This window comes from Corynebacterium glaucum (genome assembly GCF_030408855.1).
GTDB classification, from domain to species: domain Bacteria; phylum Actinomycetota; class Actinomycetes; order Mycobacteriales; family Mycobacteriaceae; genus Corynebacterium; species Corynebacterium glaucum.
Window position 1 is genome coordinate 542,908 of record NZ_CP047358.1, and the last position, 14,316, is coordinate 557,223.

Sequence of the window (14,316 nt, forward strand, 5' to 3'; positions counted from 1 at the left end):
TCGTTCGATACCACGTTGCGAGGTGCCCCGCTCCGGTCGAGGTCTGCGTGACACCGGTTCGCGGCGGCCAGCTCGGTGACGGGCATGAGCGCCTCGCCCGCAAGCTCGTGCACAGGCTCATGGATGCCAGCGCGGAGTTTGTCCCAGCACAGGTAGAGGGGCAGGGTGCGGGAGTAACCGATCGCATGCTGCCTGAGTTCGACAAGCCGCGTGCCGACTCCAGCCCGGTGGAACTGCGGGAGTTCTTTCGTGGCGTGGCGCAGCGGCTCGCAGGGCTGGCCCAGCGTGATCCGCGGATGGCAGGCCCGTTGTACGCAGCCCGCGCGGGTGAAGAATATGCGGGCGATCTACGCACTGACTTCCTCGGCGGGGTGCTCGCGGGAATGCGGGAGGTGGGAGGGCGTCGGGTCGTCGTTAAGCGAATGCTCCCTGATGCTGAAGTGACCTGCACGATCGAGACTGAGGATGCCGAGCTTGCGCGGGCGCTGGCCGGCGCAGCGTGGGAGGTGACAGGGCCGCAGCGGCACGCGATTGATTTTTATGCGGCGCTGGCGGCGGCGAAACGTGCGTGCCGGACGGCGGACCGAGCGGCGTTGGAGCCTGCTTTGCGAGTGTTGGCGCAGTTCGGGCCGGAGTTTGCGGCTGTTAGCAGCGCCGGTGATTTTGAGGTGGTTGAGGCCTGGTTGCCGCGGGAAGTGAGCGAACTAGTTCCGGCCGGTTGGGTGGCCGGGGTCGACCCGGAGTTCGATGCAGCGTTCGATGCGCGGTTGCTCGACGGGCTCAACGCGCTGCCCGGCGCGCGTTTCGTCGCGGTGTCCGAGCGCGGCGGCGAGCAAGCGGGGGAGCTGAGCCCGGGGCAGGTGAGCCCGGGGGAGCTGAGCCCGGTTGACTTGGGCGCGGCGCTTACCGCCGAAACGCTGCGCGCGGTGAGCGCACAGGGCGCGCAGACGTTTCGCGGCTGGATCTAGCTGAGCGGGTACTTACCGTCCTCGCCCAGGCGAGCATCCGGGTTGAGCAACAGCGCGATCTCGCCGTCGTGGGTGTTGCCCTCGACGAAGCGGCGGTTCTCCACCTGCTCGAACAGCGGGCGGCGGCCCACCATGCCGGCCTCGAGGTGATCGGCACCTGCGCGCAGGCGCTGGGTCGCGCGCTCACGCCACTCGGCTGCCGCCGCCTCACCGCGCGCGGCGACCACGGCCGCCTCAAACACGCCCGGGTGCGCGAGCACGACCAGAGCGCCAACGTGGCCGAAGCCGAGTGAGGTCAGTGCGGCCGCCTTCACACGGCCTTCGCCAAGCGCGAGCGGGGCGCGCAGCCACACGAGGTTCTTGGCTTTCGGTGAGATGAGTGGATCGACGCAGTCCAGGGACGCGTTCTGCGGCAGGTTGCCGGAGCGCAAGACGTCGATCAGCCCGCCGATCTGGAACAGGGCCGCACCCGCCTTGGAGTGGCCGGTGAGCGTCTTCTGCGAGATGACGTACAGCGGCGCGCGCGCATCGCGGCCGATGGCGGGCCACAGAATGGAGTGCAGCTCCGACTCGTTCGGGTCGTTCGCGTTGGTGGAGGTGTCGTGCTTGCTCAGCACGGTGACGTCGTCAGGCGTTAGCCCCAGCGAAGCGAGATTCTTGGCCAGGCGCGACTGCTCGCCGCCGCGCGCTGCCGCCAGCACGCCCAGGCCCGGCGCCGGAATCGAGGTATGAGCGCCGTCGCCGAAGGAATGGGCGTACGCGATCACGGCGTGCGCCGGCAGCCCCAGTTCAGCCGCAAGCGAGCCGCGCGCGATCAGCACCGTGCCGCCGCCTTCGGCCTCGAGGAAGCCGCCGCGGCGTCGGTCGTTGGCGCGCGAGATGAAGCGGTCGTCGATGCCCTTGGCGCGCATCGTCTCCGTGTCCGCGGTGGCGTTCATATTGCCGAAGCCTTCCAGCGACTCGACCTGGACGTCGTCGATACCGCCGGCGACCACAAAGTCCGCCTTGCCCAGCGCAATCTTGTCCACGGCCTCCTCGACCGACACCGCCGCCGTCGCACACGCACCGACCGGGTGGATCATGGAGCCGTACCCACCAACCAGCGCCTGCATGACGTGCGCCGCGACCACGTTCGGTAGCGCCTCCTGCAGGATGTCGCTTTGGCGCTCGTGGCCCAGGAAGCGGGACACGAACACCTTGTGCAGGGACTCCATGCCACCGATACCGGTACCTTGCGTCGACGCCACGTCCGCCGGGTGCACGGCCCGCATCAACTCCGCCGGGGTGAAGCCGGCAGTGATGAACGCATCCACCGCGGTCACCAGGTTCCACACCGCCATACGGTCCATGCCGTCGATCATCTGCGCCGGGATGCCCCAGTTCGCCGGATCGAAATCGTCCGGCATCTGCCCGGCAACGGTGCGCGTCAGCGTCGCCTTGCGCGGCATCGCGGCCTTCGCGCCCGCCAGCCGGGTCACGGTCCACTCGCCGTCGTTGCTGCGCACCACAGTCTTCTCGGGGTCGGCAGTTGCGTAGTCGCGGGCTTCGCTTTCCGACGCCACCGTGAACGTCACATCACGATCCAGGAAGACCTCAGTCATATCGATAGAGCCACGGTCAGTGAGGAAGTACTTGTCCGTCAGCTCTCGCACGCCGGCGCGCGCCACGACTTCGTCCCGGAAGCGCTCGTAGATGTCTTCCTCGGGCACTTCGGCGCCGTCAGCGTCGTACCAGCCCGGGGTCGGGTCTTCGGCCCAGGTCACCAGGCCCGTCATCCACGCCAGCTCGAGCACGCCGGCGGCGGTGAGATCAACCTCGCCGTTGCGCTGGATGCCGTATTCCGCTTCACGACGGGTCCTGCCCGAACCCCACGACGAGACCTCGCCGATGCCGCAGATGATGATCATGTCGTCGAGCGAGCAGGTCACCTCGCCAACCTCAATGCCAGCCGGCTGCACTGGGTTGGCCACGTTCGGCAGCGCCTTGATGGTCTCGGCAGTGCCGGCGCCGGTATCAGCGCTCGCGCCAGCGTTGTCGTCTGAGTCAGCAGCGCGGCCACGACGCGCGAGGTCCGCGATGGACACACCCGCGTCCGCGAGTCCGCCGGTGAGGTCGAGATCCAACGGGCCCTCAGCGGCGCGTGTCCGGGACTCCTGCGACGCCAAACCCATGAGCTCGGAGGAGATCTCCTCCGGATCCCACACGTGGATGCCGGCTTCTTTTGCCGCCGGGATGAGCACGTCGTTGCCGCCCATTAGCGCAGTGCCGGACACCCAGCCGATGCGCGCCTGCGCTAGCGTCACGCCTTCCGGCCAGCCGGATTCGACGGACCACTTGTTCAGCACCGCATCGAGCGCGGCCTTGACCTCGCCGTACGCGCCGTCGCCGCCGAAGGTGCCGCGGTTCGGCGAACCCGGCAGCACCACGTGGGTGCGCACCGCCTGGTCGGAGGCCTGCGCGAGCTCGGACAGGCGCGCAATCGTGCGCTCCACCGACCACAGCAGCAGGCGCGCCTGGGTCTCGGCGTTGCCGCCGACTTCGGCCAGCGAGCCGGAGACACCCGGCGCCGCGAACGGGAACGCCAGCGTTGGGGTCAGCGCAGGCTTGATCACCTTGACCTCGTTGCCCACCGTTTCCTTCTGCTCGGTGCCAATCCAGTCAATCAGCGCGTCAATGTCGCGGTACGAACTCAAGTTCGCCGGCACCAGCCACAGCGCCGCGCCCTGCGACGCGTGGTCGCGGTAGAGCTTGCGCGCGAACTCCTTGCGCGCCTGGTTCACGCGCGAGGCGGTCATAATCACCGTCGCGCCGCCTTCCAGCAGACGCTCCACCAACGCAGTGGCAATCGAGCCCGGTGCGGCACCGGTCACCAGCGCCACGTCTGCCGCGTACTCCAGCTCCGGCGCCTCGGCCGCAACACTCGCGATCTCCGTCAACGGCCCGTCGAAACCGTGCTCGGCGTACCACGTTGCCTGGTCCACGATCGTCTGACCGGTACCGGCGAAGCGAGCCACGTCAATGTCTACCTCGCCCAGCGCGACTCGCGTGAGATCCTCGCGGGCTTGGGCCCACCGGTCGTCAAAAAGCACTGCTCTGCGCGCGTCGAAGACGGGGGCGACCTGTGAGACCCAGCCGGAGCCGAGCTCTGCCTCGATCGTGTTGATGATGGTGGTGTCCGGCGCTTCGATCTCGGCGTGCTCGTCCTCGATGCCGAGCTTGCTCAGCAGTGTGCGCGCGGTCGCGACCAGAGTGTCGGTCACTTCCTCACGGTAGGCATCCAGTGCTGCCGAATCCACCACTCCACCACCGGAGCTTGTGCTTGTCGACGCCCGGCTGACCGCCTGCCCATGCGCCGCAGCGACGCGCTCAATGGCGGCGTCAATGAGCGCACCGACTTCGGCCTTGCTCGCCGCGGCCGGCAGCGTGTTCAGCGTGCCGCCGCGCACGGACTCCTCGTCGCGGGTGCCCAGAAAGATTTCCGCCTCGACGTGCGGGGTCCAGGTTGCCGGCAGGCCCCAGGTGCCGGTGACATACTCGCCGACGTATGCGGGCTTGAGACCCGCAGCGCCGAGCACTTGGCGCAGGCGCGCGGTGACTGCCTCGGTGAGCACCGCTCCGAACGGGGAGTAGCCGGGGGCGGCGGAGTTCACGCGTTCGCGCAGCGTGGCCACGTCCGCTTCGGCCGCACCGTCGATCGCGGGGACACCGAGCTCAGCCGACATGTCCATGAGCAGCTGGTTACGACGGCTGGAGACACCGCCGGTGAGCTCCTCGATGGTGTCGGAGTCGTTGATCTGCTCGATGCGCAGCTTGTTTTGGAAGGCGAAGAGCGCCATGACGGCGTCGGCGGCATTGAATGGGATGTCGGTGGCGGCGCCTGCCGGCGCGCCGGCAGCCGGCGCTGCGGCCGGAGCTGCGGCTGGCGCGGGTGCTGGGGCGGGTGCTGGGGCAGGCGCAGTTTCCGCCGTCTCCGCTGCCGGCGCAGCCGATTCGGGGGCGGCCGGGGCGGCGGCGTCGTCAAGCTCTTCGAGCTCCGGCTCCGGTGCGGCGACGGCGTCGTTGAGCATGACCTGGTCCTGGTTTGCCTCGACGTTGAGCACCGGGATGTGGTGGCCGATGACGTCCATCTCGCGCTTCGCCAGGTTGGTCAGCGTCGGCGAGGACGCCAAGCCCACCTCGATTGCCTGGTCGACGCGGCGGAAGATGAGGTCCTGGGTTTCAATCCAGCGCACCGGGGAAGCGAACTGCCACGCGAGCAGCTCGATGAGCAGCAGGCGCGCAAGCGCGGACGGCTCCAGCGACTCCGGCGTGACGCCGTCGAGCGCCTTGGTGGGTACCGCGGCCTTGATGGCGTCGATGAAGTCCTGGGTCAGCTCGAAGGGGCGCGCCACGAGGTTCGGCACGTAGCGGTCCACCAGCGCCTCGACGTCGATCTCGGCCGGGAGCAGCTCGTCGAGCTTCTGCGCGAAGTCCGGAACGCCCGAGCGCAGGACGCGAGAGTGGAACGGCACATCGATGCCCGGGATGGGCACGTAGGCGCGCTCGCGCACACCGTTGGCGCGGCGGGCCAGCTCTGCGAGGCCCTTCTTCGTGCCGGCCACGGAGTACTGCATGCCCTTGATGTTGTAGTTCACAATCTCGAGGAATTCGCCGGTGTCCTCGGACACCTGTCCCACATAGTTGGCGACGTCCGAGTCGCTCACCCCGATCATGTTCGGGCGCAGCGCACCCATCGCGTACTCGGAGTTGCCTTCCGCGTCGCGCGGCACGAGCGAACCCATCGAGGAGCCGCGCGAGTACACGATGTCGATCACGGCCTCGAGATCGAAGATGTTGCCCAGGCTGGCCAGGGCGGTGTACTCGCCGAGCGAGTGGCCGGCGTACATCGCACCCTCAGCCAGCGCGTCGGCCGCGCGCAGGCGCTCGGTCTGCGCGTACGCCACAACCGCCAGCGCCACCTGCGTGAACTGCGTCAGATGCAGCACGCCGTCCGGATGGCGGTGCACTTCGCCCTTGACGGTGACTTCGGTGGGGTTTTCGTCGACAATCTTCTGAATCGAGAAGCCCAGGTTGGTTCGCGTGTGGCGGTCGGCGCGGCGCCATGCTGCGCGCGCGGCGGGGCAGACGTCGCGGTCGCCCTTGCCCATCCCGACGGCCTGAATGCCCTGGCCCGGGTAGATGTAGGCGGTGCGCGGCTGCGCGAGCAGGGCCTGGCCGCGCGAGACCACCTCGCCGCCTATGCGGCAAGTCACCTCGAGCGCCGGGCGGATGCCTACGCGACCGACGCGCTCGGCGGTGATTTCCACTTGGTCATCGAGCTGCACCATGCCGTACATGGAGTAGGTCCAGCTCTTAACGTCGCCGTGGCGGCCAGCGAGGTGCTGCGCAGTAGCCGACAGCCACATGCCGTGCACCAGCGGCGCCTTAAGGCCCACCAGGCCGGAGGCGTTGTACGAGGAGTGGATCGGGTTGTAATCGCCGGACACCAGCGCAAACGGGGTCATGTCGTGCGGTGCGGTGACCACGGCGCGGTCTACAAACGAGCGCGGGGTGGCCTGCATCTCGGCGGCCTCGGGTGCGCCGCCGTAGGCCGGGGCCTGCGTCGGCGGTGTGTTCGTGGTCGCGCGCCCGCGGATGGCAAAGCGGTGCATCTGCGTCGCAACAACCTCGCCCTCGGGGTCGGACGCATCCCGCAGCTCCAGCTCCACGGTCACAATGCGCCCGGAGACAGATTCGTCGATGGAGGAACACCACGACGTCACCTCGATGGTGCGGCCGTCCGCAAGTTCGTGCAGGTCGGCGCGCAGGTTGATCACGTGGTCGAGGTGCACGGCGTTGAGCAGGCCCTCAATCACGGGGAAGCCGTCCTCCAGCTGACCCGAACCCAGCGCGGTGTAGATCGCCGGCCAGCACGGGCCGACCAACACGTCCGGCGTGCCCACCTTCACGTCCGCGCCCAACGCCGCGCCGGTGACGGCGGTGTGCGCCGTGAGCAGGGACGCCGGGAAGGTAAAGGAGGACTTGGCCAGGCCATACGGGGTGGCGTCGGTCACGGTGTCGTCGATAAGCGAAGGAAGCTCCCGGATCTCATCCCCGGCCTCCGAAGTGGAGCCGACACCCGCAAGCCCGGCGAGCAGGTCGAATACGGCCTTCGGCAGGCGCTCGTCCGACACGACCGGGGACGCGCCCGTGGACACGCCTTCCGGCAGGTCGATCGGGATCATCACATCGCGCACGTAAAACGGGCGCTGCTCCTCCGGCAGGTGGTCCCAGAACGAGTCGGTGACGATACGGATCGACCACTGTTTGGTGCAGTCTTCGAGTTCTTCTGAAACGATCTCGTAGGCAGACTCGGCCATCGCGTATGCCGGGTTTTCCATCAGATGCCCGTGCCACATCATCGTCGGCGCGGCCTTGATGAACTCCTCGACCGTCGCCGCGTCGTTCAGGCGCGCGAACTGCTCGGCCGGTTCCAGACCGGCGACCTGCAGTTGCTCGGTCGCCGCCGCCTCGAAGCGCGCGAGCAACTCCGCGACCGGCTCGTTCTTCTTGGTAATGCCGGCCACCGCGACCGGGCCCGGAATGATGCGCACCTGGTCGGCGGTGTAGCGCTCGTCCTGCGCCTGCCACAGGGTGTCCTTGCCAAACCACATCTTCAGATCGCCGTCGATTGCCGGCACCCACGGCATCGGCTTCGGGTATTTGTAGTGCAGCTGAATCCACCACGCCGCATCCCGCGGGGAAACATGCACCTCACGGGCCTGCGGGTATGAAGCAAAAAGCTTATCGACGGCCTGTTTCGCGTCAATCCCTTCCCCGGGCGGAAACAGCGTGTCGATCTCGCCGTGGTCCTGTGGGTTGAGACGGGCCTCGATGCGGTGCAGGGTTTCTTCGAAGCGTGCATTCCAGGTCTGGTCGACAAATGGGTAAGCGAGCTCGACGAAGCGCTCGATCCACTCGGCATAGGTCATGTCTTCGATGTCGCCGAAGAACGGCTTCGAGGTGGCCGCGAGGGCGTCGATGATCTCCTCGCGGCGGTCCCGGTATTCCTCCGCCGGCATGTTGGTGATCAGACGTGCCGCCTTGGCAAAGGAGTTGTCGAGGTCGTGGATGTCGGCGAGCAGGTGCGACTGGCTCGACGCCACGCCGTTGCGGCCGGTGCCGCGCGAGACCCAGCCGCCGTTGTCCTCCGGGGTCAGCCCCGGGGTGTTTACCAGCAGGTCCTTCACACTGTCGGTGGCCTTCGCTTCCTTGGTGGCCATGGCTACGGTGCCGAGGAACACCGCGTCAACCGGCATCTTGGTCACGCCGTAGCGGGTCGCCCACTCGCCGGTGAGCAGCGCCGCCGCGCGATCCGGGGAGTACACGCCGCCGCCGACGGTGAGCAATGCGTTGTCGTGCGCGCGGACTTCTGCGTAGGTGGACAGCAGCATGTCGTCGAGGTTCACCCAGGAGTGGTGGCCGCCGGCGTGGCCGTCTTCAATCATGAGGATGATTGGGACGTCCTGGTTCGCCTCCGCGATCTTGAGCGCATCGCGGATCTGCTTCTCGGTGCCCGGCTTGAAGGCGATGTACGGGAAGCCGTCTGCGATGAGCCCTGCGATGATCTCGGTTGCCTCGTCCACCTCCGGGATGCCGGCTGAGATGCACACGCCGTTGAACGGCGCCCCCTGGGTGCGGGCCTTGGGCACCATGCGGGTCTGGCCGAAGTGGAGGTTCCACAGGAAGCGGTCGAAGAACATGGTGTTGAACTGGGCGGTGCGGCCCGGCTCAAGGTGCTTGGTCAGGGTGTCGCGGTGCTCGTTGAAGACCTCTTCGGAGTACATGCCGCCGCCGGCGAGCTCCGTCCAGTAGCCCGCGTTCGCGGCTGCGGCGACGATTTCCCCGTCGGCCGAGGTCGGGGTCATGCCGCCGAGCATGATGGGGGACAGGCCCGTGACGGTAGAGAAGCGGGTCTGGGTGTACACCTTGCCGTCCGGCAGGCGCACCAGGCGCGGGGCGAACTTGGAGTAGTCGGCCGCCTCGGGGATTTCGGTGCCTGGGGTGGCTAGCGCATCGCGGCCCTTTGCCGTGTCGGCGGTGAGCACCGGCACGCCCGCGCCGGCGACCAGGCCGCGGATGATGGAAGAAATGCCGTGCTCGAACGACACAATGTGGCTCGCGCCCCGCTGGAGCACGCCAGAGATGCGCTCGGGGAAGTTGCATTGGTCAACCAGGATGGTTTGCGCCATCTCCCGCGGCGTCGCGGGGGAGGTGATTGCGATGCCGCAGGAGCGCGACCAGTCGTCGACAAGCGAAACTGCTCCGGTGTTGCCCTGGGTGTGGAAGGGGTAGGCGACGTCGAGCGTGTCAAAGATGGGCTCGAGCTCGGAGCCGCCGAACTCCGCGGCCTCGAGCTTGGCGTTGTAGGCCTTGGCCACCGCCTCGATTTCGCGCTGCGCGTCGGCGAGCTGCTCCGGGGTGCCGGAGAGGATGACGTGGCGCGGGCCGTTGATCACGGACACGACGGCGCGGTTGTTGGCGTCGGTGTCGGTGCCGGTGCCGGTGTTGGGGAAGCGCTCCAGCAGCTGCGGCGCCGGGATGCCCCGCACGGACAGCATGCGCGACTCCGCGTCGGTCGCACCGTAATCTTGAGAGGCTGCGGCACCGAGGATGAACACGTACGCCAGCGCCTGCGCGGGGTTGTCCACCGCGGCGGCGGCGATGATGCCCTGCGAGTGGCCGTCGATGATCGTGCTCTCCGCGTCGACCGGAAGCCCGAGGTCGCGCAGGTGCTCGAGTTGCGCAATCTGCGCGAGCAGGATGCCGGGCACGCTCACGGCCGGCAGCGCGTCGATGTCTTTGCGCGCCACTGCGCCGGCGGCTGTGGCGTCGGAATCGATGAGTTCGCGAAGGCGCTGCGCAGCGCCCGGCACGACCGACGCCAGCGGGCGGGCAACCGGGCCGGTGATGTTCTGCGCTTCGTCGAGAAGCTGGCTCAAACGTGCGGCGATGGCGGGAGAGGCGGCGGCGTCGGAGAGCGCGGTCTGCCAAGCGCTGGCCTGGCCGGGGAAGATGAGCGCCGGGTTGGACATGGAAAGCAGCGGGGTGAGGTTCATAGTGGCGAAGGCTTTCTCGGTTTTAAGTGCTATTGGGGGGCGTTAAAGCGGGATGTTGCCGTGCTTGCGCGCCGGGCGGGCGACGGACTTGTCGCGGTAGAGGCGCAGGTTGGCGGCGATTGCGGTGCGGGTCTCGCTTGGCAGGATCACGGCGTCGATCAGCCCACGTTCGGCGGCGTTGTACGGGTTCAAGATGGTGTCTTCGTATTCGCGCTCGAAGCTGGTGATCAGTTCGGCGAGCGCAGCCTCGTCCATGCCGGATTCGCGCGCCGCCTTGATCTCCTTACGGTTGATGAAACCGACGGCGCCTGCCGCGCCCATGACGGCGATCTGCGCGGTAGGCCACGCGAGGTTCACGTCGGCGCCAAGGCCTTTCGAACCCATCACGCAATACGCGCCGCCGTAGGCCTTGCGCATGGTCACGGTGATCTTCGGGATCGTTGCCTCGCCGTAGGCGTAGAGCAGTTTCGCGCCGCGGCGCAGGATGCCGCCGTACTCTTGGCCGGCACCCGGTAGGAACCCGGGAACGTCGACCAGCATCACGATCGGGATGTTGAACGCGTCGCAGGTGCGCACAAAACGCGCGGCCTTCTCCGAAGAATCGATGTCCAGGCACCCCGCGTACACGCTGGGCTGGTTCGCCACGAAGCCGACGACCTGGCCTTCGATGCGCGCGAACGCGACGACGGCGTTTTCGGCGCGCTGCTGCATGATCTCCATGTACTCGCCGTCGTCGGCAAGCCTGCTGATCACTTCGCGCACGTCGTAGGGCTGATTCGGGCTGTCCGGCATGAGGGTGTCCAGCTCAAGGTCGGTCTCGGTCACGGTCGGCTCGAAATCGTGCGGTTCGCTCGGAGCTTGCAGTTTGCTATTCGACGGCAAGTACGAGACGAGGTCCACCACCCAATCGAGTGCCTCTTCATCCGTCTCCGCCACGTAGTGGCAGTTGCCGGCAGTGGCCATGTGGGTCCACGCCCCGCCGAGTTCTTCTTGCGTGATCTCCTCGCCGGTGACCGTCTTGATCACGTCCGGCCCGGTGACGAACATCTTGGACGTCTTGTCCACCATGACCACGAAGTCGGTGAGCGCGGGGGAGTAGGCGTTGCCGCCGGCGCACGCGCCGAGGATCACCGAAATCTGCGGCACGACGCCCGAGGCGCGCACGTTTTGGTAAAAGGTCTGCGCGATCCAATCGAGCGACACCGCGCCGTCTTGGATGCGCGCGCCTGCGCCTTCATAGAGGCCGATAAGCGGCCGGCCGGTGGTGACGGCGAGCTCCTGAATCTTCACCATCTTCTCGCCGTAGACTTCGCCGAGCGCGCCGCCGAAGACGGTGCCGTCCTGGGAGAAGATGCACACCTCGCGACCGTCGATGGTGCCCCAGCCGGTGACGATGCCGTCGGTAACCGGGCGTTTTTGATACATGCCGAAGTCGTGCGTGCGGTGGCGTGCCAGCATGTCCGTCTCGACGAAGGAGCCTTCGTCCAAGATGTAGTCGAGGCGTTCGCGAGCGGTGAGACGGCCTGCATCGTGTACCTTGTCGTAGGCTCGTTCGCCCATCGGCGCCTGGGCTTCTTGCCTGCGGCGCTGCAAGTCGGCAATTTTCTCTGCAGTGGTTTGTGGACCTTTAATCCCGCCTAAGCCCTGTGTATCGGAGGAAACAGTCATGTTCGTCACCTTAAACTTTTGTAGGCAAAAATATTGCAAGCCGAGTCCTAAACCTACGAACTCGTAGGTTACGTCAAGGTAGCTCAGGGCGTTACAGTGCCGTTATACGCTGCTGTGAATTCAGTCACAAGTACCAGGGGAGTCTGATGTACGTCGGAACCGATCTTGTCCACGTCCCGTCTTTCGCGGCGCAATTGTCGCAACCCGGGACCCGCTTTGCGACGGTCTTCACCGACCGCGAATTGCGTAACTGCGCCGACAAAGTTGATCGAGACGCCTCCCTCGCGGCGCGGTGGGCGGCGAAGGAGGCGTACATCAAGGCATGGTCGAACTCGCACTACGGCACCCCGCCGGTGCTCGAGGCCGACACGGTGAACTTCGCCGAAATCGAGGTCGTACCCGACGTGTTCGGCCGCGTCGCAATCGTGCTGCGGGGACATCTCGCTCGCGTCGCCCCGCCTGCGGCATCACTGTCGATCTGTCACGACGGTGACTACGCGCAGGCGGTGTGCGTGGTGCTGTAACAACGTGGTGGTGTAACAACCTCGCCGAGCTACTTCCCGCGGCGTTGCGTCGCCCAGCGTTAGACTCGCAAACCATGACTGTGCGAGACATCCAACGCATCCAAGACGCCGTCGCCGAGTACTGGCCCAATGTCACTTGGGTGGAGTCCACCGGCTCCACCAACGCGGACCTGCTGCGCGAGGGCGCGCCCGGCACCGTCCTCATTGCCGACGAGCAGACGGACGCGAAGGGCCGCCTTGGGCGTCAGTGGGTCTCGCCCAAGGGTGCGCAGCTGGCGATGAGCATGGTGCTCGAAGTCCCGGACCCGCCCCAGCCGTTCGGCTTGCTTTCAGTCGCGCCGGGAGTCGCGGTCACCGATGTCGTGCCTGAAGCGCAGTTGAAGTGGCCCAACGATGTGCAAATCGGCGGCAAGAAAATCGCGGGCATACTCTCGGCGCTCGAGATGCCCCGCGTCATTGTCGGCATCGGCATCAACGTCGCCATGCGGGCCGATGACCTGCCCACCGACACCTCCACCGCGCTCAACCTTGAGGGTATCGAGGTCGATTTTGACGACTTCACCATCGACATCCTCACGGCAATGGGGCGGCGTTTCGCTCAGTGGCAACAGGGCGACCCGCAACTGCTCGCCGACTACCGAGCGGTCTGCTCCACCATCGGCCAGCAAGTTCGCATTGAGCTTCACGACGGCTCCGTGACCGGCGCCGTAGACACCATCAACGACGAAGGAGAAGTGGTCATCGACGGCACTGCCTACGCCGTCGGCGACGTCCACCACCTCCGCCCGCAATAACCCGGGGTGAACAAACCGCCGACTACACTTGTCCGACGTGGCGCGACAGGTTGAGTTTCGGGTCGGCGAGGGCGAAGTAGTCCTCGCCGATGTCAACGCGCCCTTGTCCACCCTGATCTTCCCGTTGCTGGAGCTGGTCGTGCTCACTGGCGTCGCCTGGATCGCGATCGGGTGGATGGACGTCACACCGGGGATCCCGCCGGTGGTTCGCAACCTCGTCGTGGCGCTGTGGGCATTGCTTGCGTTCTTGCGCTTTCTACTACCATTGCTGCGCACGCGCCGGCGGCGCTTTATCGTCACCGACCGCCGAGTCCTTGCTCGCGGGCGCAGCGGCTCGGTGGATTCCATTCCGCTTCGCCAGATCCACTCGGTGCGTCGCTCGCGCGGCGGCATCGATCTGGGTATCTACGGTTTCGGCAGCCCCATCCACTTCGAGCACGTAGGCAAGTCCCGCCAAGTAGAGAAGGTGCTGCACAGCCGCCTGCGCCGCTAGTCCTTCACCTCTGTGGTGTGCAGCTGCTTGTCCAGATCCTCCGGCGCCAATTCACCCTCCTGGAACGCCGTGGTCACCGGCAGGTGTAGCGCCATGTCAGTGCCGGGGCACAGCTCGATCACCGCTTCATCGACGGTGTAGTCGAGCACATGCCCGCCGCTAGTGTGAGCGTCGTTGATGAAGTGCACGTGGCAGCCCGGCACGCCAATGCCCTTCGCGTACGCCGGGGTGCGGAACCCGCCGATTACCCCGTTCACGTCAGTGAAGCGGTGTTCCGCATCGTCGCCAATAGCCTCCGACATTGGCGGGTACGGCTTGGACTGCTTACTCACCGTGCGCACCACCACCTCGGAGAACCGCCCGGTGATTTTCACCGCGTAGAAGTAGTTCGCGCTGGGTTCCAGCTGGTCGATGAATGAAGACAGCTCCGCCCGCACCATGCCGTGCGGCGCGTCGACCCTGATCCGCGGCACGAAGTTCGTCACCACAGTAAACGGGGTGCGTTGGTCCAAGTCCGCCACGCGAGCTTTGCCGTCGGAGGTGAGTTGGTGGCATACACCGTCGAGAATCAGCATCTCGCCATCTAGCGCATCGAAGGTGCCCAGGCCGAAGTTCCCGTGGCTCAGAATGTCGCCGATGGTCAGTTCGCCGTCGTAGATTCCGTCGAGGAGCGCGGTCATTAGCGAGTTTTGGAAGATGGTGTGCCGTTGCACAGAATCAGCCTGGTCAGCCATATCTGCGATAGTAGCGCGGAGGGCTAGAGTATTCGGC

7 protein-coding genes are annotated in these 14,316 nt (G+C 66.6%); 4 read left to right on the plus strand and 3 right to left on the minus strand.

The features are described from left to right. Window positions 1-47 precede the first annotated feature (47 nt). Entirely contained in the window at window positions 48-968 is a 921-nt protein-coding gene (locus CGLAUT_RS02700; RefSeq protein WP_290186156.1) for a hypothetical protein, read from the plus strand. Here the strand turns inward: CGLAUT_RS02700 and CGLAUT_RS02705 are convergent. Both CGLAUT_RS02705 and CGLAUT_RS02710 read right to left on the minus strand, forming a co-directional pair. Further along, on the minus strand, window positions 965-10,066 hold the full coding sequence (locus CGLAUT_RS02705) for a type I polyketide synthase (RefSeq protein ID WP_290186157.1): 9,102 nt from the start codon (window positions 10,064-10,066) through the stop codon (window positions 965-967). The two genes, CGLAUT_RS02700 and CGLAUT_RS02705, sit on opposite strands and share 4 nt — an antisense overlap. A gap of 42 nt (window positions 10,067-10,108) precedes the next feature. Then, the gene (locus CGLAUT_RS02710) at window positions 10,109-11,734 is read right to left on the minus strand and encodes an acyl-CoA carboxylase subunit beta (RefSeq protein ID WP_290186158.1); all 1,626 of its coding nucleotides are present in this window, start codon (window positions 11,732-11,734) and stop codon (window positions 10,109-10,111) included. A 146-nt stretch (window positions 11,735-11,880) separates the two neighbouring features. Here CGLAUT_RS02710 and acpS point away from each other — a divergent pair, with 146 nt between their 5' ends. The 3 genes from acpS (at window position 11,881) to CGLAUT_RS02725 (ending at window position 13,545) form a co-directional block, all read left to right on the plus strand. After that, window positions 11,881-12,258 (plus strand): holo-ACP synthase AcpS, encoded by a 378-nt coding sequence (gene acpS / locus CGLAUT_RS02715; RefSeq protein ID WP_290186159.1) that lies wholly within the window; start codon window positions 11,881-11,883, stop codon window positions 12,256-12,258. A 74-nt stretch (window positions 12,259-12,332) separates the two neighbouring features. Beyond that, window positions 12,333-13,052, plus strand: coding sequence for a biotin--[acetyl-CoA-carboxylase] ligase (locus CGLAUT_RS02720; RefSeq protein WP_290186160.1), 720 nt, complete (start codon window positions 12,333-12,335; stop codon window positions 13,050-13,052). A gap of 37 nt (window positions 13,053-13,089) precedes the next feature. Next, window positions 13,090-13,545, plus strand: coding sequence for a hypothetical protein (locus CGLAUT_RS02725; protein ID WP_290186161.1), 456 nt, complete (start codon window positions 13,090-13,092; stop codon window positions 13,543-13,545). Here the strand turns inward: CGLAUT_RS02725 and budA are convergent. Next, entirely contained in the window at window positions 13,542-14,279 is a 738-nt protein-coding gene (budA, locus tag CGLAUT_RS02730) for an acetolactate decarboxylase (protein WP_290186162.1), read from the minus strand. The genes CGLAUT_RS02725 and budA overlap by 4 nt on opposite strands. Window positions 14,280-14,316 lie beyond the last annotated feature (37 nt).